Raw genomic sequence first — 24,178 nt, 5'->3', positions numbered from 1 at the left:
TCTCGAACCCCTCCGGCGGGGTGGCGTCGGCGGTCGGGACGGCGGTCAGCGCGTCGGGCGACGTGTCATGGCCGTTGCCGCGGTGGGGCGGTGTCGGCCCGGGACCGGCCTCCGGCAGCGGCGGTGTCTCGTAGCTCAGCGGCGGCAGGCCGTCCTCGGCGGCGATCAAGGCGCCTTCGACGAGCGCCTCGCCACCACTGCCCGTCGTCTCGGTGGCCGCCGGCTCGGTGTCCGCCTGGGCGACCGGCTCGGCCCCGTGTCCCTCGACATGCAGCGGGGCGACCTCCGGCTCGTCCGTGTCCGGCGTCATCGGCCTCTCCTGGGCGGTATCCATCGGGTAGGGCTCCTTGGTTTGGACATATTATGCCGGTACCGCAGCCATCAGCCCAGCGTTTCATCCGACAGTTTAGATGTTGGTCACTTCGCGCCATGTCCAGAAGCGTATCGCGGCGCCCACGTGACCTTTGGGCGGATCGGTTCCCGAGACGGCTGCCCACCCTGGCGGCCCTCGCCGCCGTGGCCGTGGCCGTCGCGGGCTGCTCCTCCATTCTGTCGGAAATGCCGCAGCAGATGGGCGGGCTGCCGAGCGACGCCCCGGCGCGTCCCGCCGTGCCGCCGAGCTATCCGGCCGTGAACGACATGCCCGAGGCCCGCGCCGAGCGCACCCTCACCGAGACGGAGCGCAAGAAGGTGCAGGCCGACCTCGACGCCGCCCGCGCCGCCGCCGCCAAGCGCGCCGGGACAGCCGCCCAGACGCAGGAGCGCTGACCCGGCCCCGCACCGGATTTCCTCTCCGGTTCGGCTCCCCACCTTTACTGATCCGGCGATCGTCGTGTTAAAAGCCCCGCACGCGCCGGTCAGGCACCGATCTCGCAGCGGAGCTTTCGACATCATGGAAGAATTTCATCGGATTCGCCGTCTCCCGCCCTACGTTTTCGAGCAGGTGAACCGCGCCAAGGCCGCCGCCCGCAACAATGGCGCCGACATCATCGATCTCGGCATGGGCAATCCCGACCTCCCGGCGCCGGCCCATGTGGTCGAGAAGCTGAAGGAGACGGCGGGCAAGTTCCGCACCGACCGCTACTCCGCCTCCAAGGGAATCGCCGGCCTGCGCCGCGCCCAGGCGGCGTATTACGGCCGCCGCTTCGGCGTGAAGCTCAACCCCGACACCCAGGTGGTGGCCACCCTCGGCTCGAAGGAGGGCTTCGCCAACATGGCGCAGGCCATCACGGCGCCGGGCGACGTCGTGCTGGTGCCGAATCCGAGCTACCCGATCCACGCCTTCGGCTTCCTGATGGCGGGCGGTGTCATCCGCTCGGTGCCGTGCAACCCGGGGCCGGAGCTGTTCCACGCGCTCGAGCGCGCCTGCGCCCACTCGATCCCGAAGCCGACCGCGCTGGTCGTCTGCTACCCGTCGAACCCGACCGCCGAGGTCGCCGATCTCGACTTCTACAAGGACGTCGTCGCCTTCGCGAAGAAGCACGACCTCATCGTGCTGTCCGACCTCGCCTATGCCGAGGTCTATTTCGACGACAACCCGCCGCCCTCGATGCTGCAGGTGCCGGGCGCCTTCGACGTCGCGGTCGAGTTCACCTCGATGTCGAAGACCTTCTCGATGCCCGGCTGGCGCATGGGCTTCGCGGTCGGCAACGAGCGGCTGATCGCGGCGCTGGCGCGGGTGAAGTCCTATCTCGACTACGGCGCCTTCACGCCCGTGCAGGTCGCCGCCACGGCGGCCCTGAACGGCCCGGAGGACTGCATCCGCGAGATGCGCGAGACCTACAAGCGTCGCCGCGACGTGCTGGTCGAGAGCTTCGGCCGGGCCGGCTGGGACGTGCCGCCGCCGCGCGCCTCGATGTTCGCCTGGTGCCCGATCCCGAAGCCGTTCGACACGCTCGGCTCGATCGAGTTCGCCACCATGTTGGTCGAGAAGGCCGAGGTGGCGGTGGCGCCGGGCGTCGGCTTCGGCGAGCACGGCGACGGTTTCGTTCGCATTGCGTTAGTGGAGAACGAACAGCGGATCCGTCAGGCGGCGCGCAACTTGCGGCGGTTTCTTGAAACCGGCCCCGAAAAGCTGCACAACGTCGTTCCCCTCGCTCAGTCGCGCTGACTCGCGACTCTCCCGCTCGACAGGTCGTTCTCGAAATGGTTGCGCCGCTCAAAGTCGGTCTCGCGGGCCTCGGCACCGTCGGTGGCTCGGTCGCTCGCCTGCTGCAGAAGCAGGAGTCGAACGCGCCGGAGTCCAACGTGCTGGCGACGCGGTGCGGTCGCCCGGTGAAGCTCGTCGCGGTCTCGGCCAAGGCCGAGGCCGAGATGCACGCGCTCGGCATCCCGGGCCTGCGCTTCGTCCCGAGCCCGGCGACGCTCGCCGCCGACCCGGAGATCGACGCCTTCGTCGAGCTGATGGGCGGTGCCGGTGATCCGGCGAAGTCCGCCATCGAGGCGGCGCTGTCGGCCGGCAAGCCGGTCGTCACCGCCAACAAGGCGCTGATCGCCCGCCACGGCGTGGCGCTCGCCACGCTGGCCGAGAAGCACGGCGTGGCGCTCAATTTCGAGGCGGCGGTCGGCGGTGCCATTCCGGTGGTCAAGACGCTGCGGGAAGGCTTCGCCGGCAACTCGTTCGAGCGCGTCTACGGCATCCTCAACGGCACCTGCAACTACATTCTGTCGCGCATGGAGGGCGAGAAGCTCTCCTTCGCCGACTGTCTGCGCGAGGCGCAGCGGCTGGGCTACGCCGAGGCCGACCCGACCTTCGACGTCGAGGGCTTCGACACGGCCCAGAAGATCGCCATCCTGGCGAGCCTCGCCTTCGGCGTGCAGGTCGACCCCGACGCGGTCTTCGTCGAGGGCATCTCGTCGATCATGCCCGAGGATCTCGAGGCGGCGGCCGAGCTCGGCTACCGAATCAAGCTGCTCGGCGTCGCGGTGCGCACCGAGCAGGGCATCGAGCAGCGCGTCCACCCGACCATGGTGCGGCTCGATTCGCCGCTCGCCCAGGTGATGGGCGTCACCAATGCCGTGACGGTCGATCCGGCCGGCTTCCCGCCCATCACCCTGGTGGGACCGGGCGCCGGTGGGGCGGCGACCGCCTCGGCCGTGGTCGCCGATCTCGCCGACATCGCCCGCGGGCTGCGCGCCGCGCCCTTCGGTCGCCCGACCGAGGCGCTGATCGGCAGCCGCCGCGCGCCCATGCAGCGCCACGAGGGCGGCTACTACATCCGGCTCGCCGCCGTCGACCGGCCCGGCACCTTCGCCACCATCGCCAAGCATCTCGCCGACGAGCACATTTCGCTCGAATCGATCGTCCAGCGCCGCCGCAACGGCGAGCCGCATGGCGGCTCCAGCCCGGACAGCGCCCAGACCCCCGCGCCGGTCATCCTGGTGACCTACGCCACGACCGAGGACGCCGTGCGCAAAGCGTTGAGCGAGATCAAGAACAGGGGTGTGATCGCGGGTAACCCTCAGGTCATCCGCATCGAGAAGAACTGACCGGAGAGACCCTGCGCTCCGGTCGCTTTGAAAGGATTCGACGTGAGCATGAGCGAGGTCGTCAAAGGCGATCGGAACCTGATCGCCGCCACCCGCCAGCGCGAAACTCTCGACCGCGTGCTCTCGATCGAGATCGTCCGAGTGACCGAGCGGGCCGCCGTCGCCGCCGCCCAGTGGCGCGGCCGCGGCAACGAGAAGGCCGCCGACCAGGCCGCCGTCGACGCCATGCGGCGCGAGCTGAACCGGCTGCCCATCTCCGGCACTGTGGTGATCGGCGAGGGCGAGCGCGACGAGGCGCCGATGCTGTTCATCGGCGAGCATGTCGGCAACGGCAAGGGCCCCAAGGTCGACATCGCCGTCGACCCGCTGGAGGGCACCACGCTGTGCGCCAAGGCGATGCCGGGCGCGATCGCCACCATGGCGATGGCGGAGGGCGGCTCGCTCCTCAACGCGCCCGACGTCTACATGGACAAGATCGCCATCGGCCCGGGCTACTCCAAGGGCGTGGTCGATCTCGACGCGCCGCCCGAGCAGAACATCCGGGCGCTCGCCATGGCCAAGGGGGTCAAGCCGGAGGAGATCACGGCCCTGATCCTCGACCGGCCGCGCCATGCCGATCTCATCGCGGCGGTGCGGCGCACCGGCGCCTCGGTGCAGCTCATCTCCGACGGCGACGTCGCCGGCGTGATCCACACCGCGGATCCGGAGACCACCGGGGTCGACATCTATCTCGGCATCGGCGGCGCGCCGGAAGGCGTGCTGGCCGCCGCAGCGCTGTCCTGCATCGGCGGCCAGTTCCAGGGCCGGCTGATCCTCGACAACGAGGAGAAGCGCGAGCGCTCGCGCCGGATGGGCATCAAGGACCCGAAGAAGAAGTATCAGCTCGAGGATCTGGTCACCGGCGACTGCGTGTTCGCCGCCACCGGCATCGTCTCCGGCTCGCTCCTGCGCGGCGTGCGCTTCCGCCCCGGCATCATCGAGACCGAGACCGTGGTGATGCGCTCCACCACCGGCACGGTGCGCTGGATCCGCGCCGAGCACCGCCACTTCCAGAAGTTCCAGATGGGGTGAGGCTGGCGTCCGCCGCGTTCGTTAGCGCTGCCCCTCATGGTGAGGAGCGCCCGAAGGGCGCGTCTCGAACCATGTGGCCCCGCGGCGGTCCAGCAGGGGCCGCGTCCTTCGAGACGCGGACCTTCGGTCCGCTCCTCAGGACGAGGGGAGGACAGGGCGTGCGCGACGCCCGACCGGCCACGGGCGCCCTCGCATGACCCCCTTCCTCGGCGTGGAAAAATCCGCCACCGGGCGCGTGTGGCGCGACCGGCTGGACGAGCGCGCCGCCCAGCGGGCGGTCGCCATCGTGCAGCGGCACGGCACCCCGGAGCTCCTGGCCCGCGTGCTCGCCGGCCGCGGCGTCGAGCCGGACGACGTGCCGGCGCATCTCGATCCGACCATCCGCCGACTGATGCCGGACCCCGCCGTGCTGACCGACATGGAAGCGGCGGCCGCACGCCTCGCCGACGCGGTGGAGCGGGGCGAGCGCGTCACCGTGTTCGGCGACTACGACGTCGACGGCGCGACGGCGAGCGCCCTGATGACGCTGGTGCTGCGCCAGTGCGGCCTCGATCCCGACATCTACATCCCGGACCGGATCTTCGAAGGCTACGGCCCGAACGTCGAGGCGATCCGCCAGATCGCGGCGCGAAAGACCAGGCTGATCGTCGCGGTCGACTGCGGCACGTCGAGCTTCGAGCCGTTCGAGGAGGCGAAGAGACTCGGCGTCGACGTGGTGGTGGTCGACCATCACATGGCGGACGAGACGCTGCCGCCCGCCGTCGCGCTGGTGAACCCCAATCGCCAGGACGACCTCTCCAAGCTCGGGCATCTGTGCGCCGTCGGGCTCGTGTTCATGACCGTGGTGGCGCTGGTCCGCGCGCTGCGCCGCCGCGGTTTCTGGAGCGAGCTGCGCCCGCAGCCCGATCTCCTCGAGTACGTCGACATCGTCGCGCTCGGCACCGTCGCCGACGTCGTCCCGCTGATCGGGCTGAACCGCGCCTTCGTGGCCAAGGGCCTGATCGGCATGAAGCGGCGCGAGCGCGTCGGCCTCACCGCACTGATGGACGTGGCGCGCCTCAACGGCCCGCCGGAGGCTTGGCATCTCGGCTTCCTGCTAGGCCCGCGCATCAACGCGGGCGGACGGATCGGGCGGGCGGATCTCGGTGCCCGGCTGTTGACGCTCGACGATCCGGTCGAGGCGCAGACCATCGCGGCCGAGCTCGACCGGCTCAACCGCGAGCGCCAGGTGATCGAGCAGACCGCGGTCGCCGAGGCCGAGGCGGAGGCGATGGCGGCGCTCGGCCTCGAGGAGAAGAGCGCCGTCGTGGTGACGGCGGCGGCCGGCTGGCATCCCGGCGTCGTCGGCCTCGTCGCGGCGCGGCTGAAGGAGCGGTTCGGCCGCCCGGCCTTCGCCATCGCCATGGAGCCGGGCGAGACCGGCACCGGCTCGGGCCGCTCGATTCCCGGCGTCGATCTCGGCCGTGCCGTCAAGCAGGCCCTGCACGCGGGGCTGCTGGTGAAGGGCGGCGGGCACGCCATGGCGGCCGGCGTGACGCTCAGGAAGTCGGCGCTCGGCGCCTTCCGGGCGTTTCTGGAAGAGACTCTGGCGGCGGCCGTCGAGGTGGCGCGACGTGATCACTCTCTCAAGATCGATGGCGCCCTCTCGGCCGCCGCCGTGACGCCGGATCTGTGCCGCACGCTGGCGCAGGCGGGACCCTACGGCTCCGGTAATCCGGAGCCGATCCTCGCGCTGCCGTCTCACACCGTCGCATTCGCCGACGAGGTCGGGCAGGCGCATGTGAAGGTGCGGCTGAAGGGCGGCGACGGCGCCTTCGTCGAGGCGATCGCATTCCGGGCCGCCGGCCAGCCGCTCGGTCGCGCGCTGCTGGAGAGCCGCGGGCGGCGCGTGCATGTCGCCGGCTGCCTCGCCGTCGACCGCTGGCAGGGCGCCGAGCGCGCGCAGCTGCGCATCCTCGACGTCGCCGCGAGCGAGCCGACGGGCTTGCGCTGAACCGGGCTGCGCCGATCGGCGCGTCGCATCCTCATCATCCTGCCGCCGTCGCGCGTCGCGCGTCTCACGTCGCGACTCGCCGTCGCGGGTCGCTGTCGAGCATCTTGGACCCATTGTCGGGCCGGGGCGTTGGCCCCCTGCAACGCGCCGCGGCGTTCGTCGCCGCGGACCGACAAGGAGGCACCGCATGACCGCCAAGCCGCCGCCCGTTCCCGCCGAGAACCAGAGCCCGCACGGCACCGGCGACGCCAACGCGCCGGACGTCTCCGCCGGCACGCCGAGCAAGACCCGGCAGCTCGCCGACAAGAACGTCGACCAGCAGGGCCGCCAGGGCAACAGCAAGATCAACACCACGCACCAGGGTTATCAGCAGGATCGGTGACCGACGGTCACCGACCGCGAGACCGCCGAGCAGGAGAGGCGATGTCCACCTCGGAAAAGCATCCCAACAGCATCCGCCAGGGCGGCCCCGGATCGTCGCATCAGGACGCCGACGTGCCACGCGAGGATCTGAAGCCTCCGAAGGCCGATCTGCAGCGCAGCCGCAGCGACGTCTCCGGTGGCGGCGGCGTCGCCGACAGTCACCACACCCACGATCCCGGCCGGAAATGATCCGTTCCTCCCGCACCGCGGGTGAGATCATCGAGAAGCACAGTCGGAGATGATGACATGGCCAATGCCAGCAAGAAGCACATGGGCGTCGGGGCGCAAGGCAAGCGCGACGGCTCGGGCGCGACGACCGATATCGACAAGGACGTGCTGCCCGACAACATGGTGCTGTCCAACCGTGACAAGTCCCTCCACTCCGACGAGCGCGGCCGCGACGGAAAATTCCTCCAGACCGAGCAGTTCCAGGATCATAGCACCGACCGGCTCGTCGACGAGTAGCGCGGCCGGTATCGATCAACTGGATATATGGCGCTTCCGGCTTCCATGAATTGGTCTCCATCTCCGCTCGTCCCCGCGAAGGCGCGGATCCAGGGCGACACGGCAGAGAAACCCTGGATCCCCGCTTGCGCGGGGATGAGCGGAGCGCAGGGCGACTGCAGCGGACAAGGCCGTGACGAAAAAGGCCCGGGCGTGAGCCCGGGCCTTTGCATGTCGATCCATCGCTTCGGCGGGAGGCGCCGGAGCGAAGTGCCGCTCAGGCGGCGCGGATGTTGGACAGGAACTTGCCCACCTCCGCCTTCAGCCGGTTGCTCTCGCCGGACAGCGACTGCGCCGAGGAGAGCACCTGCGACGACGCGGAGCCGGTCTCGGTGGCGCCGCGGTCGACCTCGCCGATGTTGCTCGCCACATCGGTGGTGCCGACCGCCGCCTGCTGCACGTTGCGGGCGATCTCCTGGGTGGCGGCGCCCTGCTGCTCGATCGCCGCGGCGATCGAGGCGGAGATCTCGGCGATGCGGCCGATGGTGCCGCCGATCTCCTTGATGGCCGCGACCGAGTCCTGGGTCGCCGCCTGCATGCCGGTGATCTGCGCCGAGATGTCGCCGGTCGCCTTGCCGGTCTGCGCGGCGAGCGCCTTCACCTCCTGGGCGACCACGGCGAAGCCTTTGCCCGCCTCGCCGGCGCGCGCCGCTTCGATGGTCGCGTTGAGCGCCAGCAGATTGGTCTGCTCGGCGATGGCCGTGATCAGCTTCACGACATCGCCGATGCGGGCCGCCGCCTGCGACAGCTCGGTGATGCGGTTGTCGGTCTTCTCGGCCTGCTTGACGGCATCGTTGGCGATGCGGCTCGACTCCTGCACCTGACGGCTGATCTCGTGCACCGAGGAGGCCATCTCGTTGGTGGCGGAGGCGACCGACTGCACGTTGGTCGAGGCGAGCTCGGAGGCCGACGCGACTCGGGTCGAGAGACGCTGCGTCGTCTCGGCCGTGCGGGTGAGCGTGCCGGCGGCGCGCTCGAGCTCGCCGGAGGCCGAGGACACCGTGTCGACGATCTCGCCCACCGCGGCCTCGAAGCCGTCGGCGAGGCTGCGCATCTCGGTGCGGCGCTGCGCCTCGGCCTTGGCCTGGTCGTCGGCGCGCTGCGCGATCATGCGCTGCAGGTCGTCGCGCATCCGGCGCAGCGTCGCGGCGAGCGTGCCGACCTCGTCGGCCTGCTCGACGTCGAGCTGCCGGCCGAAATCGCCGGCCGCGATGCCCTCGGCGAACGTCACGCTCTTGCGGATCGGCGTCGAGATGCTGCGCGCCGCGACCCACATCAGCGCGATCGCGCCGAGCGCGACGACGAGGCCGACGATGATCTGCCAGACCATCGTGCTGGTGTCGCGGGCATGCAGCGCGTCGGTGAGCGCGCGGGCGTCGGCCAGCACAACGTCGTGCGGCACCTGGATCAGCACCGACCACGGCTTGCCGGTGCGGCCCATGGAGATCGGAGCGAAGGCGCGCAGCATCTTGGTCTGCGCGTCGAGGTCGACCGATTCCTCGCCCTTCTTGATGTGGGCGATATCGGCCTGGGCGTTCTTGTTGAAGGTCGACATCGGTTGGCCGATCAGGTCGCCGCGGCCGGAATGGGCAACGATCAGGCCCTCGTCGCTGAGGATCACGGCCTCGCCCTTGCCGCCGTAGACGCTGCGGCTCAGGTCGGTGGCGAGCTTCTGGACGAAGTCCAGATTGAAGTCGGTGCCGGCGAGGCCGCGGAACTTGCCGTCGATCATCACCGGGACCGACAGGGTGGCGAGATAGACGCTCTTGCCCTGCACGATGTAGGGCAGCGGGCCGAGCACGCTCTCCTTGGCGCCTTCCTGAAGGCTGATGTACCAGCCGCCCTTCATCACGCCGTTGGGATGGCGGTCGCGGCTGTCGTACTCGACCAGCGGCTGGATGGCGATCTTGCCGTCCTGTCCGCGCGTCCAATAAGGCAGGAACCGGCCGGTGGCGTCGGAGCCGGCCTCGCGGCGATTCTTGAACTCGCCGTCGCGGCCGTCGAGCGCGCCGGGCTCCCACGCCGAATAGGTGCCGTTGAGCTGCGGGTTCTGCTTCAGCACGTCCAGCAGAATGCGGTTGAGCTGGTCGCGGCGCACCTCGTTCGGGGTCGCCGCGCCGCTTGTGGAGGCGAGCACGGCGAAGCTCTCTGCCATGGTGCGCGCCGCGACCAGCGCCACCGTGAACTCGCGCTGCACGGCGCGCGCCTCGCGCGCCGCGAGATACTGCAGCGTCTCGCGGCCGTTCCGCTCGAGCAGCGAGGAGACGTTCTGGTCGACGAACTGGTTGTTCCACGAGGAGGAGAGCACGCCGTAGCCGACCAGCACGCCGGCCGTGCCGACCAGGCAGACGCCGGCCAGCGAGGCGATCTTCGCCTGAATCGATTTGGCGATGAACGATGGGAGCTTCATGAGCAGAGCCTCGACGTCGATGTGCTGGGCCATGGGCCGGCGACACTCGAGACGGATGACCCTGACGAGGGGGCACGAGTCGAGTCGCCGCAGGGGTATGCCGGGACCGTTACGACGTGAGAATTGCCGAGAAATCGATAAAAATTTCTGGCGACCAGCCCTGAATCGGCTGCAATTCAGCTCTGCACAATTACGTATTTTGGAATTTCAGAACGGTGTCGGGTAGTCAGCTCTATCCTTTGTATTAGAACTTATTCGGATAGTGCATGAGCTGCTCAAATCTGAACGCCCCGGACTTTTAACAGCGGCCCTGCACCTCGACCGTCATCCTGAGGTGCTCGCCGCAGGCGAGCCTCGAAGGATGCGGCCACCCAAGTCGGCGTCGCCGACTGGGCTTCAAGTGTGTCGATCTCGGGCGAGCCCGAGATCGATGCCGTCGCCCTTCGAGGCTCGACCTGCGGTCGAGCACCTCAGGGTGACGGTGAGAGTAAGGGGCGGAGGCCGCTGGTATTCATCGTCATCAAAGAAAAAGCCCGGGCCGTTCTGGCCCGGGCTCGAGGGTGATTTCAACGCCGGCGGCTTTCTGCCGCTCTGTTCTGGGCTCGGAGCCGAGCCAGACGGACCACGCCGGTGGGGCGGCTACGCGGCCCGGATCGTGTTGAGGAACTTGCCGACCTCGAGCTTGAGGCGGTTGCTCTCGCCCGACAGCTGCTGCGCCGAGGAGAGCACCTGAGAAGACGCCGAGCCGGTCTCGGCGGCGCCGCGGTCGACCTCCCCGATATTGGTGGCGACCTCGGTGGTGCCGCTCGCCGCCTGCTGGACGTTGCGGGCGATCTCGGAGGTCGCCGCGCCCTGTTCCTCGACGGCGGCCGCGATGGTGGCCGTGATCTCGGCGATGCGGCCGATGGTGCCGCCGATTTCCTTGATGGCGCCGACCGAGTCCTGGGTCGCCGCCTGCATCGAGGTGATCTGGCTCGAGATCTCGCCCGTCGCCTTGCCGGTCTGGGCGGCCAGCGCCTTCACCTCGTTGGCGACGACGGCGAAACCCTTGCCGGCCTCGCCGGCGCGCGCCGCCTCGATGGTCGCGTTCAGCGCCAGCAGGTTGGTCTGCTCGGCGATGGCCGTGATCAGCTTGACGACGTCGCCGATGCGGCTGGCGGCCTGCGACAGCTCGGTGATGCGGGCGTCGGTCTTCTCGGCCTGCTTGACGGCGTCGTTGGCGATGCGGCTCGACTCCTGCACCTGGCGGGAGATCTCGTGCACCGAGGAGGACATCTCGTTGGTGGCGGAAGCGACCGACTGCACGTTGGTCGAGGCCTGCTCGGAGGCGGAGGCGACCCGGGTCGCGAGGCCCTGGGTCGTCTCGGCCGTGCGGGTGAGGGTGCCGGCGGCGGCCTCCAGCTCGGTCGAGGCGGACGACACCGTGTTGATGATCTCGCCCACGGCGGCCTCGAAGTTGTTGGCCATCTTCTGCATGTCGGCTTTGCGGTCGGCGATGGCGCGCTGCTCGGCCTCCTTCTGCTCGCGCTGCATGCGCTGTTTGTCGAGGCCGTTCTGCTTGAACACCAGGGCCGCCTTGGCGATGTCGCCGACCTCGTCGCCGCGGTCGGAGCCGGCGATCTCGATCGAGAAGTCGTCCTTGGCGAGGGTCTGCAGGCTCGCGACCGACGCGCCGATCGGGCGGGCGATGCCGAACTGGCCGATGAAGAAGCCGAGCGCCAGCGCGCCGAGGATGCCGACCGAGGCCACCGTGATGATCGTGTTGCGGCCGCTCGCGGCGGTCTGCTCGCCCTGGGCCGACAGCTCCTTCACCTGCTTGCCGAGCTCGGTGAAGTACTCCCGGGTGCGGGTGCGGGCCTTCTCCTGCGCCTCGCGACTCAGCACGACCTCCCGGTTGAGCTTCTCGATCGTCTCGGCCGACGGCGGCAGCGACATGCCGCGCACGAAGCTGACGGTAGCGTCCAGCTCCTTGAAGTAGGCTGCGGCCATCGGGCTGAAATCGGCGAGGAAGCGCCGGTCCAGCTCGGTCGAGGCGAGCTTCTTGAGCAGCTCGTAACGCTCCTCGAACTGCTTGCGCTCGCGCTCGATGCGACCCGTCGCGTCCTGGATGATCTCGGGCCGGGGCTGGGCGTTGATGCGGTACTCGGCCCGGTTCATCGCCAGCAGGTTGATGTTGAGCTGCGACGACAGGGTGTTCTTCTCGCCCGCCAGCTCGGCCTGACGAGCCACGTCGGACAGCGTCGACAGGGCGTTGAGCGAGATGACGCTGATCACCACGGCGGCCACGCCGAGGAGCGCGATGACCGACAGGATTTTGGGAAGGATTCGGACCTTGGACAGCAGGGACATCGACGGCTCCAGCAGGCAGGCGTGGGTCCGCGCGCCGCAGCGGCACGCGGAGGGTACCGGTAATCCGCGTGTTGCGGACACCGTGACGAAGGTGGCTTTCCTGGCTGCTCCGGGCACCTGGGCGGCGGGGCAGGGGACGCGGGCCGGGCTCGACCGAGTCGGCGGGAAGCGGACCACACGGGTGACAATGTCCGCGTCTCAACACTTCTGAGCCAAATCGATTAAAAATTGTTTTCAGAAAATAAGCGTGGAGCGAAAGCAGTATAGATGGCGGAGTGTGGTTTCCAATACCTCGGTATTAACCACGAATGGCCCGACGTTGCGACGCGCACCCCGCGGAACGCGCCACTTCGAACTAGCCAATCCCGCGACGGCGGGAGCGAAGGCTAGACTCGAGCTAATCAGTTCCATGGTTCGAAACAGGCGGATCGTCCACCGCCGCGGACACACCGGTACGCCGCTCCTGCTTTACGGGATCGCTAAGAATCGCGCCGACCGGGAAGGAGCTTTTTTCGGCTTCGTGGGTAGCATCGCGGCGATCCAACCCCCGCAGATCGGACCCCTCGCGATGCAGTCGAAAATCATCGGCACCACGCTGCCCGTCCTCGAGATCGCGCTCGACGCCGGCGACGCCGTCGTCGGCGTGCCCGACCAGCTCTCCTGGATGTCGGGCGACGTGACGCTCACCACCTCCATGGGCGGCGCCGGGGGCGGCGGCATGTGGGGGCTGGTCAGCCGCGCCGTCTCGGGCGGCGGCCTGTTCACGACCCGCTTCGAGGCGGGCCGCGGCCCGGGGCTCGTCGCGTTCGCGGCGCATCTGCCCGGCGAGATCGTCGAGGTCGAGATCGGCCCCGACCGGCCCATGCTGGCGCACCGGCACGGCTTCGTCTGCGGCACCCCGGGCATCGAGATCACGACGGCGGCCCAGACCGCGCTCGGCGGCCTGTTCGGCGGCGAGGGCTTCGTGCTCCAGCGCGTCGCCGGCAGCGGCAAGGCGTGGATCGAGCTCGGCGGCGAGATCGTCGGGTACACGCTGGAGGCCGGCCGGCAACTCCTCGTTCACCCGGGCCATGTCGGCATGTTCGAGGCGAGCGTCGGCTTCGAGATCACCACCATCAAGGGCGTGCGCAACGCGCTGTTCGGCGGCGACGGGCTCTTCCTCGCCCGCCTGGTCGGCCCCGGCAAGGTGTGGCTGCAGACGTTGACCACGGCCGGTCTCGCCCACGCGGTGGCGCCCTATCTGCCGGGCAAGCAGGGCTGAACGGACGACCACACCACCAAACGACCGACGACCCGAGGACCGACGATGATCACGACGAAGACGATCGCGCTCGCGCTGTGCCTGGCGCCGACCCTGGCGCTCTCGGCGCAGGCGGCCGGTGCCCTCCAGGGCGCCTGGCGCACCGACGGCGGCTGGCTCACCGAGCTGCGCACCCATCCGGACGGGGCGAAGGTGTGCTCCACCGCCAAGGCCGGCGAGACGCCGCACGGCTTCGGCTTCACGGTGGTCCGGAGCGGCGACGAGACCGTAGTGATGGTGGTCGATCAAACCGCGCCGCCGGCGCCCGGCACGGGGGCATCGTCGGTCGCGCTCGCCTTCGATCAGGGCGGCCGGGTGGTCGGCACGATTCCGGCCCGGGTGACCGGCCCGGCCGTCGCCTCGGCCGACCCGCGCGCCCCGGAGACGCCGCGGCTGCTTCGCGCCCTCGCCCCGGGGCCGGTGACCATCACGGCCGGCGACCGCCGCTGGACCCTCGACCTCGCCGGCCTGCCCGGCGCGCTCGCCGAGCAAGAGCGCTGCCTGGAGCGAGCGAAGTGATGCATGGACTCCATACGATCGTCACTTCCCCCGTCACCCTGAGGTGCTCGACCGCAGGTCGAGCCTCGAAGGGCGACGGCCCGGGCCGCCTCCTTCGAGGCCCGGCTTCGCCGGGCACCTCAGGATGACGGGTCGAGGCTGATGCTCGACGCGGCAAAAAGGATAACGGGTCTGCCTTCGCATCACTCCATTACCGCCGACCACAGCCAGGCGGCGCCACGCACGCCGCTCGAGTCGCCGTGGCGGTTCTTGACGATCGCGGTGTCGAGCCGGTCCGTGAAGGCGTAGGCCTCGACGCGCGCCGGCAGCGCGGCGTAGAGCGCGTCGATGTTGGAGAGGCCGCCGCCCAGTACGATCACGTCCGGGTCGAGCACGTCGACCACCATGGCGAGCCCGCGCGCCAGCCGGTCGAGATAATCCTCGAAGCACTTTTTCGCGACCGGGTCGCCCGCCGCCGCGGCGGCGACAATGTCGCCCGCGGCCGCCGCGCGCCCGCTCGTGCGCAGAAAATCGCGGGCGAAGCCGGGGCCGGACAGAAACGTCTCCAGGCAGCCGTGGCGGCCGCAATAGCAGGCCGGGCCGGGGCGCTCGTCGTCGCGCGGCCAGGGCAGGGGCGCGTGCCCCCACTCGCCGGCGATGCCGTTGCGGCCGCCGACGACACGGCCGTCGACCACGACGCCGCCGCCGACCCCGGTGCCGAGGATGACGCCGAACACGACACGCGCGCCCGCGGCGGCGCCGTCGGTCGCCTCCGACACGGCGAAGCAGTTGGCGTCGTTTTCCAGCCGCACCACCCGCCCGAGCTTTTCCGCGAGATCACGGTCGAGCGGCCGGCCGTTGAGGACGGTGCTGTTGGAGTTCTTCAGGAGCCCGGTCGCCGGCGAGATCGCGCCCGGCGTCGCGATACCGACCGTGCCGCGCTCTCCGAGCGTCGCCTCGGCCGCGGCGACGAGGCCGGCGATCGCCGCGAGCGTGCCGGGATAGTCGCCGGCCGGCGTCGGCACGCGCCGGCGGAACAACGCGGCGCCGTCGTCGCCGAGCGCCAGCGCCTCGATCTTGGTGCCGCCGAGATCGATCCCGATCCGCATGCCGTCCCCGCGTCCGCCTCACGGAGCAGCGATGCCATCATGGCAACGAAGGCGCAACGGCGACGGAGGCGGCTGGGCGGGCTCGGCGACCGATTCAGCTCATGCGCTGGCGCAGCGCGCTGGCGATCTCGCCGGCGCCCAGCATGGTGCCGTCGTCGCCCTCGATCAGCAGCACGGCGTGGCCGGTGCGGCTCATATGGGCGGCCCAGCCGATCGCCTCGTCCATGCTGGCGGCGTCCTTGTGGAGAAGCTTGTCCCGCTCCAGCGGCGAGATGTCGTCCGCGCCGGCCGGCGCGCTGTAGACCCGGTACATGCTCCGCTCCTTCGCTGATGGATCGAACGCCGGAAGCCAACCAGAACCGCGCCGCCGCCGGTTGACCGAGATCAAGTCGCGCGGGCCGATCGGCGCGACCGGTCACCGCAGGCCGGTGATGCGGCCGCGCAACGGTCGCGGCCCGGTCGTCCGCCGTTCGGGGTGCAAAGCTTGACCGCGGCGGAGGTTCCGCCATCCTTCGCCGAAACGGCGCGAGGGGGACGGGATGCGCGCGATCGGACGAGGTGTCGGGCCGTTCGCCCGGCGGGGGGCGCTGGCGGCCGTCGTCGCGACGATGGTCGGGGCGGGCGCGCCCGGCGCCGCGACGGCCGGCGAGATCGATGCGGGCGCCACCGCCTTCCTGCAGACCGTGTCGCTGCCGATGCCGGTGGTCAGCCGGGTGATCTTCTGTCACGGCTTCGGCTGCGCCTTCCGCACCGAGATCGGCCTCGGCCCGGGCGACCGTGCCCAGATGGCGAGCCTGATGGCGGCCGGGCGGGCCTCGCCGGCGGCCGAGCGCGCCGCCATCGCCAAGACCGAGGTGTGGTTCGAGAAGCGCGTCGCCCCGCTCACCGGCACGGCCAAGGCGAAGGCGCGGGCCGGCGGCCTCGGCCACGCCAACGACCGCACCCAGTTCGACTGCATCGACGCGACCGTCAACACCACGTCGCTGCTGATCGTGCTGCAGGAGCTCGGCCTGATGAAGCACCATCGCGTCGGCCAGCCGATCTCGCGGCTGCTCACCGGCGGCGGGCCGCACTACACGGCGGTGATCACCGAGATCAAGTCGGGCGCCGAATGGACCGTCGACCCGTGGACCCACAATCACGGCGAGCTGCCCGACGTGTGGCCGGTCGCGCGCTGGAAGGCGGGCGGGTAGGGCAGGGTCTGTGCCCGCGTGCCCCGGACAAGGCGCAGCGCATCGCGCTGCGCCGCAGAGCCGGGGCCCAGGGGCGGCACGGCCAAGTCCTTACCTGATCGCCCCTGGGTCCCGGTTCGCGACGCTTTGCGCCGCGCCCGGGACACGAGTCTCTGGCATGGCGCGCCGCCCCTACCGCACCAGCTGCCGATAGATCGCCGGCAGCGCCGCCGGCAGCTTGCCGATGTCGGAGACGATGGCGTAGCCGCCGCGGCCGAACAGCGTCGGGAAGTAGGACTGCGCCGTCGCGTCGATGGTGACGCCGAACACCGTGAGGCCGGTCCGGCGCGCCTCCTGCACGGCCTTGCGCGTGTCCTCGACGGCGAAGCGGCCCTCGTAATGGTCGACGTCGTTCGGCTTGCCGTCGGTCAGCACCAGCAGGAGCTTCTTGCGGCTCGGCTCCTCGCCGAGCTTTCTGGTGGCGTGACGTATCGCGGCGCCGATGCGGGTGTAGTAGCCGGGCTGGAGCGCGCCGATCCGTTGCTCGACCCGGGCGCTCATCGGCTCGGAAAAGTCCTTCACGGTGTCCACCCGGACCCAGCTCCGCTTGCGCGACGTGAAGGTGAGGATGCTGTGGCGGTCGCCGCACGCGGCGAGCCCGTGCGCCAGCACCAGCAGCGCCTCCTTCTCGACGTCGAGCACGCGGCGGCCGTCGACCCAGGCGTCGGTGGACAGCGACACGTCGACCAGCAGCGTGACGGCGAGATCGTGGCCCTGCGGCCGCACCGCGAGGTGGATGCGGTCGGAGCCGGCGCCGCCGGCGCGCAGATCGCAGCGGGCGCGCACCAGCGCGTCGAGATCGAGATCGGGGCCGTCTTGTTGCGCGCGAAGAATCTCGTGGCGCGGGCGCAGCGCCTCGAACTGCTTTCGCACACGCCGCACGTGCTGTCGCGCGGTCTCGTCGGGCGCCCACTGCTCGCCGTCCTCCTTGGCGGGGCCTGCGAGCACACGGCAATGGTCCGGCCAATAAGTTTGCTTGCGATAATCCCACTCCGGGTAGGTGAGGTCGGCGGTCAACCGCGTGCCGTCGACGGCGTCGGGCGGCAGATCGAGATCGAATTTCAGCTTCGTCGCCGGCTTGCCGCTGCGCTGGCCGACGGTCAGCTCCTCCAGTTCGTCGGCGGCTTTCTGGGCGTCCTCGTCCTCGCTCTCGTCTTCGGGGCGCGCGACATTGACCATCTCGGCCATCGCGAGAATCTTCTCGAACCGATTGAGCGCTAACGGGTCGCGCTGCTTCTTCTCGTCCTCCTGCAGGCGTGTGGCGAAGCGCTTTTTCGTCTCCGGTGCGGCCGCGGCGGCGGCACCGCCCGGATCGTCGGCGGCGTCGCGCGGCGCGCCGGGCGCCCGCGTCCAGGCGTCGCCCCACAACGGGCAGGGCATGAGCGGCTGATAGCCGACCGGCCCGTGCGGCGGCAGCGGCCCGTCCGCGGTGACGGCGAGCCACAGGCTATCGCGCGGCGGATCGACGGCGCCGAGCAGCGCCAGCACGATCTGCTCCATCTCCTGCTCGGTGCGCGGCAGCGGCCGCGCCGGCCGCGCCGCCGCGGTGGCGAGACACAGGACCCGATAAGGTTCGGCGAGCCCGGGAAACGTCTTCAGCACTCTCTGCACGGTCGTGCGCGCGCGGCGCAGCAGCAGCAGGTCGCGGCGCAGGAGATCCGGTTCGTCGAGCGTGTCGAGCGTCACCACGGCGAACCACGCGGCGAGCCAGCGATAGAGCGCGACGTTGAGATCGTGATCGGGGTAGAGCGCGATGCGCTCCGGCAGGAACAGCGTCGCGGCGTCGCGACCCGGCTGCTCCAGCCGCTCCTCGCCGAGCCCGATGCGTTGGCGCCAGCCGAGCCGGTGGCCGAATTTTCGCGCACCGGCCCCGGCGAGCTGCACGCCGGGCTCGCCGCCGAGGCCGCGGAACATCACGGCGAGCGGGCCGCGCATCGCGGCGAGCGTCGCCGCGTGCTCCGGATGGCTCGGCCAGCTCGCGACGCCGCCGACGAGGCGATGCCAGGCGCGGCCGACCGTCTCTTCCAGTTCGAGAAAGTCGAGCATGACGTCTCACTTTGCATATCACCTCATCCTGAGGTGCCCGGCACCCGGGTCCGCGCTTCGCGCGGCCCGAGTGTAAACTCCGCCGGGCCTCGAAGGATGTGGCCCGAGGCAGTGCAGTTACCGCGTGGCGACGCCTCGGCCTCGCCCTTCGAGGGCCGCGCGTTGCGCGGCCACCTCAGGGTGAGGGGAGAGGGTGGGTGCACGCTGCGGCTTCACCCCACCACGGCCCGTGCCACCTCGACCAGCGCGGCGCGGACGTCGGGCTCGTCGGTGAGCGGCTCGATCATGGCGGCGCGTACGGCCTCGGCCGGCGTCAGGCCGGCGGCGATCAGGCCGGCCGCGTAGACGACGAGGCGGGTCGAGACGCCTTCCTCGAGGTCTTGGCCCTTCAGCGCGCGCAGGCGTGCGGCGAGCTTCACCAAGGGACGCACCTGGTCGGCCGGCAGGCCGCTCTCGGCGGTGACGACGGCGATCTCCTGCTCGGCGGGCAGGAAATCGAACTCGATCGCGACGAAGCGCTGGCGCGTCGACGGCTTGAGCGCCTTGAGGAGACTCTGGTAGCCGGGATTGTAGGAGACCACGAGCATGAAGTTCTGGGGCGCCGAAAGCTCCTCGCCGGTGCGCTCCAGCGGCAGGATCCGGCGGTCGTCGGTGAGCGGATGCAGCACCACGGCGACGTCCTTGCGCGCCTCGACGATCTCGTCGAGATAGCAGACGCCGCCCTCGCGCACCGCCCGGGTGAGCGGACCATCGGTCCACACCGTGTCGCCGCCCTTCAGCAGATAACGTCCGGTGAGATCGGCGGCCGAGAGGTCGTCGTGACAGGCGACGGTGTGCAGCGGCAGGCCGAGACGCGCCGCCATGTGGGCGACGAAGCGCGTCTTGCCGCAACCGGTCGGGCCTTTCAGCAGGAGCGGCAGGCGCCGCCGCCAGGCGAGCTCGAACAGGGCGCATTCGTTGCCGGCGGGAGCGTAGAACGGGATCGCGGGCGACGCGGCACCCGACGACTCGACGGCGTGGAGCAGGGGCTTCATGGAGGGTCTCCTGTCAGTCTCGGTCGACTGCGTTTCGACCGTCGTCCTGAGGTGCCCGGCGAAGCCGGGCCTCGAAGGACGGGCGGCCCGGGCCGTCGCCCTTCGAGGGCCGCTGCGCGGCCACCTCAGGGTGACGGTCGATGGGCATCTCGGCCTATTCGGCCGGCTGCAGGACGCCGCGCGGGGCGTCCTGCGTCTCGCGTCCGGGCACCAGGATCGCCCAGACGAACATCAGGGCCGAGATCACCACGACCACGCCGGAGCCGAGCCGCACCCAGTAGAACAGGGCGAGCTGATCCTGCACGTCCATGAAGCCCTGGCCGAGCACGCGCTGCAGATGCACCTGGACGACGCCCGCGAAGGTGAGGGCGAACGTCATCGTCATCATGGCGGCGCACATGATCCAGCAGCTCGCCATCGAGAGCGCCTGGTTGTAGGGCGCGCGGGCTTTGAGCTGCGGGAACGCATAGGCCATCATGGCGAGGTTGAGCATCACATAGGCGCCGAAGAAGGCGAGGTGCCCGTGCGCCGCCGTCACCTGGGTGCCGTGCGTGTAGTAGTTGACCGAGGATAGCGTGTGCAGGAAGCCCCACACGCCGGCGCCGAGGAACGCCATCACCGAGCAGCCGACCGACCACAGGAGCGCGGCACGGTTCGGATGCTTGCGGCCGGCCTTCCAGGTCATCTGCACCGTGAACAGCACCATGGTGAAGAACGGCGCGACCTCGAGCGTGGAGAACAGCGAGCCGATCCACTGCCAGTAGCCGGGCGCGCCGATCCAGTAGTAGTGATGGCCGGTGCCGAGGATGCCGGAGAACAGGGCGAGGCCGATGATGACGTACAGCCACTTCTCGACCACCTCGCGGTCGATGCCGTTGAGCTTGATCATCAGGAAGGCCAGCACCGAGGCCATGATCAGCTCCCACACGCCCTCGACCCAAAGATGCACGACGTACCACCAGTACATCTTGTCGACCGCCAGGTTCTTCGGATTGTAGAAGGAGAACAGGAAGAAGACGGCGAGGCCCCAGAGGCCGAACAGAAGGATGTTGGTCACCACCGTCTTGCGGCCTCTGAGCGCCGTCATGGTGATGTTGAACAGGAACATCAGAACGATCACGACGATGCCGACCTTGATGACGAAGGGCTGCTCGAGGAACTCGCGGCCTTCGTGGATCTTGAACAGATAGCCGACCACGGCGACGCCGGCGGCCACGAAGAACATCCAGAACTGGATCTTCGCGAGCAGCGGCGAGAACAGCTCGGTCTCGGTCTCCTCGGGCAGCAGGTAGTAGGTGCAGCCCATGAAGCCCATCAGCAGCCAGACGATCAGCGCGTTGGTGTGGATCATCCGGACGATGTTGAACGGCAGGAGCTCGGAGAGCGTGTTGGGCAGCACGTAGATGGTCGCGGCGACGACGCCGAACGTGATCTGGGCGACGAACAGCGCGAGGGCGCCGTAGAAGTACAGGAGCGCGACGCGTTGGGATTTGTAGGTCATGGCGAGGTCTCTGTTTTGTGAAGACAGGCAGCGCGCGCTGCCAACGCCGGTCGAAGTGAGCCGTCATCCTGAGGTGCTCGGGCCCGGCGGCGCCTTGCGCCGTCCGGGCGCGAGCCTCGAAGGATGCCGGCCCGGGAGTCTCGGGCCGTCGCCCTTCGAGGCCCGGCTGCGCCGGGCACCTCAGGGTGACGGGGGGGGCGTGTGGATGCCTCACCCCGCCTTGTTGGGCGGCCAGCTCTGGGTCTTGATGCGGCTCGTCCACTCCAGGAAGTCGGCGAGGTCGTTCAGCTCCTGGTCGGTGAGATGGAACTGCGGCATCTGGCGGCGGCCCTCGGCGCCGGAAGGCTGCGACTGCATCCAGGCCTTCACCATCTCGCGGGCGGCGGCCGGATCCTCCTTGCCACCCCAGCGGTCCCAGACATTGCCGATCTCCGGGGCGAAATAGGCGCCCTCGCCGAGCAGCGTGTGGCAGTTGATGCAGGAGTGCTTCTCCCACACGTGCTTGCCGCGGGCGACGCTCGGCGTCAGCGTCGCCGCGTCGGTCGAGACGTTCGCGATGTACCAATGGCTGTGGGCCGTCAGCCCGACGAAGATCGCGAAGAAGAAGGCCGAGCCGCCGTAGAAGACGTTCCGGGCCGCGGATGTGGTGAGGCGTTCGGCCATCGCGGGTCCTTTCCGACCTGACATGCGAAGTGCGCGCGAGACGTGCGGGCGAGGGGATCTGAAGACGGCGAAACCGTACCAGCGCCGGTCGGTCGTTCTTTGCCGAACGGCAAGCAACGCGGCGAATGGCCGAACGCGGCGAATGGCCGGAACCGAGACGACGGGGGCTTCAGCGCAGCAGCGACGCCGTCGCGGCGAGCCAGGCGATCGTCCCGATCAGCACCACCCAGCCGACGATGAGCCCGCGCCAGACGGCCGGCGCGTCTCTCAAGCCGAGAAAGTCGAGCACGACGACGCGGCCCTTCAGCACGGCGGCGGCGAGGACGAGCGCGCTCGCGGCCGCGCCGTAAGGCAGCACCATCGTGACGGCGAGGCTCGCGACCGCGAGGCCGATCAGCAGCACGACGGCGGCGTCCGGGCCGGAGCGGGAACGGGACGGCACGTCAGCGCACCAGATAGAGGACGGGGAAGATCATCAGCCAGACGAGGTCGACCATGTGCCAGAAGGCCGTCCCGGTCTCGACCGCGTCGGCCTCGGCCCTCGGCGCCACGACGGCGAGGATGACGATGCCGAGCCCGACATGCAGGAGATGAAAGCCGGTGATCAGCACATAGAGGGTCGAAAAGCCGCTCGCCTCGGGATCGAGCCCGGCACCGAACTCTCCGGCGTATTCGAGAAGCTTGATCAGGATGAAGGCGGTTCCGAGCGCCATCGCGCCGGCGAGCCGGCGGCGGGTCGCCGGACGCGCACCGGCCCGGGCCGCCACGGCCGCGCGGGCCGCCAGCCAGCCGCTGACGATCAGCACCAGCGTGTTGACGAAGGCGAGGCGCGGATCGAGCAGCGCCTGGGTGGCGGCCGCCTCGACCGGCCGGACCAGCCGGACTACGGCGACGCTCGTGATCAGGATGCCGAACACCGCGAGCTCGCTGACGATCAGCACCCACATCATCGGGTGGCCGGGCAGCCCGTCGAGCACCCCCCAGCCGGACTCGGTCGTGTCGGTCTCGGCCGTCATCCCTGTCCTCCGCTCGGGTCCGGAGGCAGCTAAGCGGCCGGGGAGGGGACGATCTTTGCGGGTCGGCAAACAGTGGTGCGATCGCAGGCGCTACGGCCCGCCTGTTTGTCGGCCGGCAAGGTCGGCAGCGGCGCGCGGGTTTACGTCGAAGGGTGATCGCGGGCCGCACCCGGTCGCGAAAGCCCCTGAGGAGACGCTATGACCGACGCCCAGCTCGGCTTGATGGTCGCGACGCCGATCATCATCGTGTTCGCGATCGCGCTGCGCCGGATGGGGGCGGTGCGCACCACCGGCGCCGTGGTCGCGGTGGCCGCCTCGGTCGTCATCGCGGCGGTGCTGTTCTTCACGCAGTGACGGTCAGCGCTGCTCGAGTTCGGCGACCAGCGCCTTCATCTCCGCGATCTCGCGCATCTGCGACTCGATGATCTTGTCGGCGAGCTCGCGCACCCGCGGATCCGTGATGTTCGCCCGCGAGCTGGTGAGCACCGCGATCGAGTGGTGTGGGATCATCGCCTTCATGTAGGCGACGTCCTCGACCGTGGCCTGGCTGCGCAGCAGGAGCAGGGCGGCGCCGAACACCACGACGGCTCCGACCAGGATCGCGACATTCGCGCTTCGGTTCGCGTACATGCCGAGCATGAAGGCGAGCATGATCACGGCCATGGCAGCGCCCATGTAGAGCGCCGCGAAGGCCCGCGTCTCGCTGAAGAACACGTGGTCGAGCGCGTAGGTGTTCAGATACATGAGGCCGAACATCACCACCGTGGAGGTGGCGATCATGGCCGCGAACCGCAGATAGGATCCCGTCATCGCGCCTCTCCGTCGTCCACGCACGGGCAACCTGCGGCCGGGGCGTTCGTTCCTGGACACCTCCCTTCGCGCCAGCCGGCGGGTCAGCCGTCCGGCCGGTGCGCGAGCGGGCGCCATCCCCAGCTCCGAGAAGCCTTCGAGATGCCAGAATTTGCCTCGCAACTGCGCCGGCGATAGGTAGTCGGCGCCGCCCGGCCGGGCGGCCGGCGCGTTGATTCGCGCGGCGGAGCCGTGGCGCGCGACGCTGCAATTTGCGCGAGAAGCGAGAGGTTCGAGGGGATGCGACGGGTGCTGAAAGCGATCGCGTGGGCCGGGCTCCTGGCCTGCGGGCTCGTCCCGACGGGTGCGACGGCACAGACCGACCTGACCGCCGGCAAGTCGCCGGCCCAGATGTTCACGTCGGATTGCTCGGCCTGCCACAAGTCGGCCTCCGGCCTGTCGCGTGGGCGCGATCCGTCGAGCGTCGCGCGCTTCCTGCGCGAGCACTACACGTCGAGCCCCGCCAATGCGGGCGCGCTCGCCGCCTATCTGGCCGGCGCCGGCGGCGCCGCCCCGGCCGATCCGCGCGGCCGTGGCCGCCAGGCTCCGGGCCAGCAGGCGCCCGGCCAGGAGGAGGGGCGTCCGGTCGATCCGCGCACCGGCCGGACGGCTGACCCGCCGGCTGGCGCGAAGGGAGGTGTCCAGGAACGAACGCCCCGGCCGCAGGTTGCCCGTGCGTGGACGACGGAGA

At 70.0% G+C, this 24,178-nt stretch carries 24 protein-coding genes and 1 pseudogene; 13 read left to right on the top strand and 12 right to left on the bottom strand.

Going from position 1 to position 24,178, the window contains the following annotated elements:
* Window positions 1-310, bottom strand: a 310-nt coding sequence (locus CCR97_RS31085) for a hypothetical protein (protein ID WP_201160226.1), incomplete at its 3' end; no start/stop codon positions are given.
* 206 nt (window positions 311-516) lie between these two features.
* Between CCR97_RS31085 and CCR97_RS31080 the strand changes: the two genes are divergently transcribed.
* From CCR97_RS31080 to CCR97_RS31045, 8 genes are all read left to right on the top strand, one after another.
* Window positions 517-768: a hypothetical protein gene (locus CCR97_RS31080; protein ID WP_111359229.1), complete on the top strand. Its 252-nt coding sequence runs from the start codon at window positions 517-519 to the stop codon at window positions 766-768.
* A 124-nt stretch (window positions 769-892) separates the two neighbouring features.
* Complete coding sequence (locus CCR97_RS31075) at window positions 893-2,110, top strand: LL-diaminopimelate aminotransferase (RefSeq protein WP_111359230.1); 1,218 nt, start codon at window positions 893-895, stop codon at window positions 2,108-2,110.
* Between the two features lie 35 nt (window positions 2,111-2,145).
* Window positions 2,146-3,489 carry a homoserine dehydrogenase gene (locus tag CCR97_RS31070; RefSeq protein ID WP_111359231.1) on the top strand — a complete coding sequence of 448 codons (1,344 nt, stop codon included), beginning with the start codon at window positions 2,146-2,148 and terminating at the stop codon, window positions 3,487-3,489.
* Between the two features lie 48 nt (window positions 3,490-3,537).
* Window positions 3,538-4,560 carry a class II fructose-bisphosphatase gene (gene glpX / locus CCR97_RS31065; protein WP_201160225.1) on the top strand — a complete coding sequence of 341 codons (1,023 nt, stop codon included), beginning with the start codon at window positions 3,538-3,540 and terminating at the stop codon, window positions 4,558-4,560.
* A 193-nt stretch (window positions 4,561-4,753) separates the two neighbouring features.
* A complete protein-coding gene (gene recJ, locus CCR97_RS31060; protein WP_111359355.1) occupies window positions 4,754-6,553 on the top strand; it encodes a single-stranded-DNA-specific exonuclease RecJ in 1,800 nt (599 codons plus the stop codon).
* A 187-nt stretch (window positions 6,554-6,740) separates the two neighbouring features.
* Entirely contained in the window at window positions 6,741-6,935 is a 195-nt protein-coding gene (locus CCR97_RS31055; RefSeq protein WP_111359354.1) for a hypothetical protein, read from the top strand.
* 41 nt (window positions 6,936-6,976) lie between these two features.
* The gene (locus tag CCR97_RS31050) at window positions 6,977-7,165 is read left to right on the top strand and encodes a hypothetical protein (protein WP_111359353.1); all 189 of its coding nucleotides are present in this window, start codon (window positions 6,977-6,979) and stop codon (window positions 7,163-7,165) included.
* Between the two features lie 57 nt (window positions 7,166-7,222).
* On the top strand, window positions 7,223-7,441 hold the full coding sequence (locus tag CCR97_RS31045) for a hypothetical protein (RefSeq protein WP_111359352.1): 219 nt from the start codon (window positions 7,223-7,225) through the stop codon (window positions 7,439-7,441).
* 256 nt (window positions 7,442-7,697) lie between these two features.
* On the opposite strand, the gene CCR97_RS31040 is transcribed toward CCR97_RS31045, so the two are convergent.
* Together CCR97_RS31040 and CCR97_RS31035 are read right to left on the bottom strand one after the other, a co-directional pair.
* Window positions 7,698-9,923, bottom strand: a complete 2,226-nt coding sequence (locus CCR97_RS31040) for a methyl-accepting chemotaxis protein (RefSeq protein ID WP_244670778.1) — start codon at window positions 9,921-9,923, stop codon at window positions 7,698-7,700.
* A gap of 606 nt (window positions 9,924-10,529) precedes the next feature.
* Window positions 10,530-12,239: a methyl-accepting chemotaxis protein gene (locus tag CCR97_RS31035; RefSeq protein ID WP_201160224.1), complete on the bottom strand. Its 1,710-nt coding sequence runs from the start codon at window positions 12,237-12,239 to the stop codon at window positions 10,530-10,532.
* Between the two features lie 568 nt (window positions 12,240-12,807).
* Between CCR97_RS31035 and CCR97_RS31030 the strand changes: the two genes are divergently transcribed.
* Together CCR97_RS31030 and CCR97_RS31025 are read left to right on the top strand one after the other, a co-directional pair.
* The gene (locus CCR97_RS31030; RefSeq protein ID WP_111360018.1) at window positions 12,808-13,500 is read left to right on the top strand and encodes an AIM24 family protein; all 693 of its coding nucleotides are present in this window, start codon (window positions 12,808-12,810) and stop codon (window positions 13,498-13,500) included.
* Between the two features lie 45 nt (window positions 13,501-13,545).
* Entirely contained in the window at window positions 13,546-14,058 is a 513-nt protein-coding gene (locus tag CCR97_RS31025; RefSeq protein ID WP_111360017.1) for a hypothetical protein, read from the top strand.
* 182 nt (window positions 14,059-14,240) lie between these two features.
* Here CCR97_RS31025 and CCR97_RS31020 read toward each other — a convergent pair whose 3' ends face one another.
* Together CCR97_RS31020 and CCR97_RS31015 are read right to left on the bottom strand one after the other, a co-directional pair.
* On the bottom strand, window positions 14,241-15,146 hold the full coding sequence (locus CCR97_RS31020; protein ID WP_201160223.1) for an ROK family protein: 906 nt from the start codon (window positions 15,144-15,146) through the stop codon (window positions 14,241-14,243).
* Between the two features lie 94 nt (window positions 15,147-15,240).
* Window positions 15,241-15,459, bottom strand: a complete 219-nt coding sequence (locus CCR97_RS31015) for a hypothetical protein (RefSeq protein ID WP_111360186.1) — start codon at window positions 15,457-15,459, stop codon at window positions 15,241-15,243.
* Window positions 15,460-15,685: 226 nt separating this feature from the next.
* Between CCR97_RS31015 and CCR97_RS31010 the strand changes: the two genes are divergently transcribed.
* A complete protein-coding gene (locus CCR97_RS31010; RefSeq protein WP_111360185.1) occupies window positions 15,686-16,339 on the top strand; it encodes a hypothetical protein in 654 nt (217 codons plus the stop codon).
* Between the two features lie 171 nt (window positions 16,340-16,510).
* Here CCR97_RS31010 and CCR97_RS31005 read toward each other — a convergent pair whose 3' ends face one another.
* From CCR97_RS31005 to CCR97_RS30980, 6 genes are all read right to left on the bottom strand, one after another.
* Window positions 16,511-18,424, bottom strand: coding sequence for a nitric oxide reductase activation protein NorD (locus tag CCR97_RS31005; protein WP_201160222.1), 1,914 nt, complete (start codon window positions 18,422-18,424; stop codon window positions 16,511-16,513).
* A gap of 212 nt (window positions 18,425-18,636) precedes the next feature.
* On the bottom strand, window positions 18,637-19,458 hold the full coding sequence (locus tag CCR97_RS31000; RefSeq protein ID WP_111360302.1) for a CbbQ/NirQ/NorQ/GpvN family protein: 822 nt from the start codon (window positions 19,456-19,458) through the stop codon (window positions 18,637-18,639).
* Window positions 19,459-19,612: 154 nt separating this feature from the next.
* Window positions 19,613-20,959 (bottom strand): cbb3-type cytochrome c oxidase subunit I, encoded by a 1,347-nt coding sequence (locus CCR97_RS30995; protein ID WP_111360300.1) that lies wholly within the window; start codon window positions 20,957-20,959, stop codon window positions 19,613-19,615.
* A gap of 210 nt (window positions 20,960-21,169) precedes the next feature.
* A complete protein-coding gene (locus tag CCR97_RS30990; protein ID WP_111360138.1) occupies window positions 21,170-21,622 on the bottom strand; it encodes a c-type cytochrome in 453 nt (150 codons plus the stop codon).
* Window positions 21,623-21,791: 169 nt separating this feature from the next.
* Window positions 21,792-22,064: a cytochrome C oxidase subunit IV family protein gene (locus tag CCR97_RS30985; RefSeq protein WP_245429222.1), complete on the bottom strand. Its 273-nt coding sequence runs from the start codon at window positions 22,062-22,064 to the stop codon at window positions 21,792-21,794.
* A 1-nt stretch (window position 22,065) separates the two neighbouring features.
* Entirely contained in the window at window positions 22,066-22,638 is a 573-nt protein-coding gene (locus CCR97_RS30980) for a cytochrome c oxidase subunit 3 (RefSeq protein ID WP_111360139.1), read from the bottom strand.
* Between the two features lie 198 nt (window positions 22,639-22,836).
* Between CCR97_RS30980 and CCR97_RS30975 the strand changes: the two genes are divergently transcribed.
* On the top strand, window positions 22,837-22,992 hold the full coding sequence (locus CCR97_RS30975) for a hypothetical protein (RefSeq protein ID WP_170146073.1): 156 nt from the start codon (window positions 22,837-22,839) through the stop codon (window positions 22,990-22,992).
* A gap of 3 nt (window positions 22,993-22,995) precedes the next feature.
* Here the strand turns inward: CCR97_RS30975 and CCR97_RS30970 are convergent, their stop codons facing one another.
* Window positions 22,996-23,448, bottom strand: coding sequence for a DUF305 domain-containing protein (locus CCR97_RS30970; RefSeq protein WP_111360140.1), 453 nt, complete (start codon window positions 23,446-23,448; stop codon window positions 22,996-22,998).
* 288 nt (window positions 23,449-23,736) lie between these two features.
* On the opposite strand from CCR97_RS30970, the pseudogene CCR97_RS30965 reads away from it, so the two are divergent.
* Window positions 23,737-24,178: pseudogene (locus CCR97_RS30965) on the top strand (hypothetical protein); the annotation flags it as partial.

This window comes from Rhodoplanes elegans, from assembly GCF_016653355.1.
GTDB lineage: Bacteria > Pseudomonadota > Alphaproteobacteria > Rhizobiales > Xanthobacteraceae > Rhodoplanes > Rhodoplanes elegans.
The sequence above is the reverse complement of the archived record's forward strand: the minus strand, read 5'-3'. Positions and strand labels throughout refer to the sequence as shown.

What these genes read in the sequence shown, in the direction of transcription:
- CCR97_RS31040 (WP_244670778.1), bottom strand. Translation starts at nt 9,923, where the DNA reads ATGGCCCAGCACATCGACGTCGAGGCTCTGCTCATGAAGCTCCCATCG.
- CCR97_RS30990 (WP_111360138.1), bottom strand. Translation starts at nt 21,622, where the DNA reads ATGGCCGAACGCCTCACCACATCCGCGGCCCGGAACGTCTTCTACGGC.
- CCR97_RS30970 (WP_111360140.1), bottom strand. Translation starts at nt 23,448, where the DNA reads ATGACGGGATCCTATCTGCGGTTCGCGGCCATGATCGCCACCTCCACG.
- recJ (WP_111359355.1), top strand. Translation starts at nt 4,754, where the DNA reads ATGACCCCCTTCCTCGGCGTGGAAAAATCCGCCACCGGGCGCGTGTGG.
- CCR97_RS31070 (WP_111359231.1), top strand. Translation starts at nt 2,146, where the DNA reads ATGGTTGCGCCGCTCAAAGTCGGTCTCGCGGGCCTCGGCACCGTCGGT.
- CCR97_RS31075 (WP_111359230.1), top strand. Translation starts at nt 893, where the DNA reads ATGGAAGAATTTCATCGGATTCGCCGTCTCCCGCCCTACGTTTTCGAG.
- CCR97_RS31045 (WP_111359352.1), top strand. Translation starts at nt 7,223, where the DNA reads ATGGCCAATGCCAGCAAGAAGCACATGGGCGTCGGGGCGCAAGGCAAG.
- CCR97_RS31005 (WP_201160222.1), bottom strand. Translation starts at nt 18,424, where the DNA reads ATGCTCGACTTTCTCGAACTGGAAGAGACGGTCGGCCGCGCCTGGCAT.
- CCR97_RS31050 (WP_111359353.1), top strand. Translation starts at nt 6,977, where the DNA reads ATGTCCACCTCGGAAAAGCATCCCAACAGCATCCGCCAGGGCGGCCCC.
- CCR97_RS30975 (WP_170146073.1), top strand. Translation starts at nt 22,837, where the DNA reads ATGACCGACGCCCAGCTCGGCTTGATGGTCGCGACGCCGATCATCATC.
- CCR97_RS31020 (WP_201160223.1), bottom strand. Translation starts at nt 15,146, where the DNA reads ATGCGGATCGGGATCGATCTCGGCGGCACCAAGATCGAGGCGCTGGCG.
- CCR97_RS31025 (WP_111360017.1), top strand. Translation starts at nt 13,546, where the DNA reads ATGATCACGACGAAGACGATCGCGCTCGCGCTGTGCCTGGCGCCGACC.
- CCR97_RS30980 (WP_111360139.1), bottom strand. Translation starts at nt 22,638, where the DNA reads ATGACGGCCGAGACCGACACGACCGAGTCCGGCTGGGGGGTGCTCGAC.
- CCR97_RS31055 (WP_111359354.1), top strand. Translation starts at nt 6,741, where the DNA reads ATGACCGCCAAGCCGCCGCCCGTTCCCGCCGAGAACCAGAGCCCGCAC.
- CCR97_RS31015 (WP_111360186.1), bottom strand. Translation starts at nt 15,459, where the DNA reads ATGTACCGGGTCTACAGCGCGCCGGCCGGCGCGGACGACATCTCGCCG.
- CCR97_RS31010 (WP_111360185.1), top strand. Translation starts at nt 15,686, where the DNA reads ATGCGCGCGATCGGACGAGGTGTCGGGCCGTTCGCCCGGCGGGGGGCG.
- glpX (WP_201160225.1), top strand. Translation starts at nt 3,538, where the DNA reads ATGAGCGAGGTCGTCAAAGGCGATCGGAACCTGATCGCCGCCACCCGC.
- CCR97_RS31000 (WP_111360302.1), bottom strand. Translation starts at nt 19,458, where the DNA reads ATGAAGCCCCTGCTCCACGCCGTCGAGTCGTCGGGTGCCGCGTCGCCC.
- CCR97_RS30995 (WP_111360300.1), bottom strand. Translation starts at nt 20,959, where the DNA reads ATGACCTACAAATCCCAACGCGTCGCGCTCCTGTACTTCTACGGCGCC.
- CCR97_RS31030 (WP_111360018.1), top strand. Translation starts at nt 12,808, where the DNA reads ATGCAGTCGAAAATCATCGGCACCACGCTGCCCGTCCTCGAGATCGCG.
- CCR97_RS31035 (WP_201160224.1), bottom strand. Translation starts at nt 12,239, where the DNA reads ATGTCCCTGCTGTCCAAGGTCCGAATCCTTCCCAAAATCCTGTCGGTC.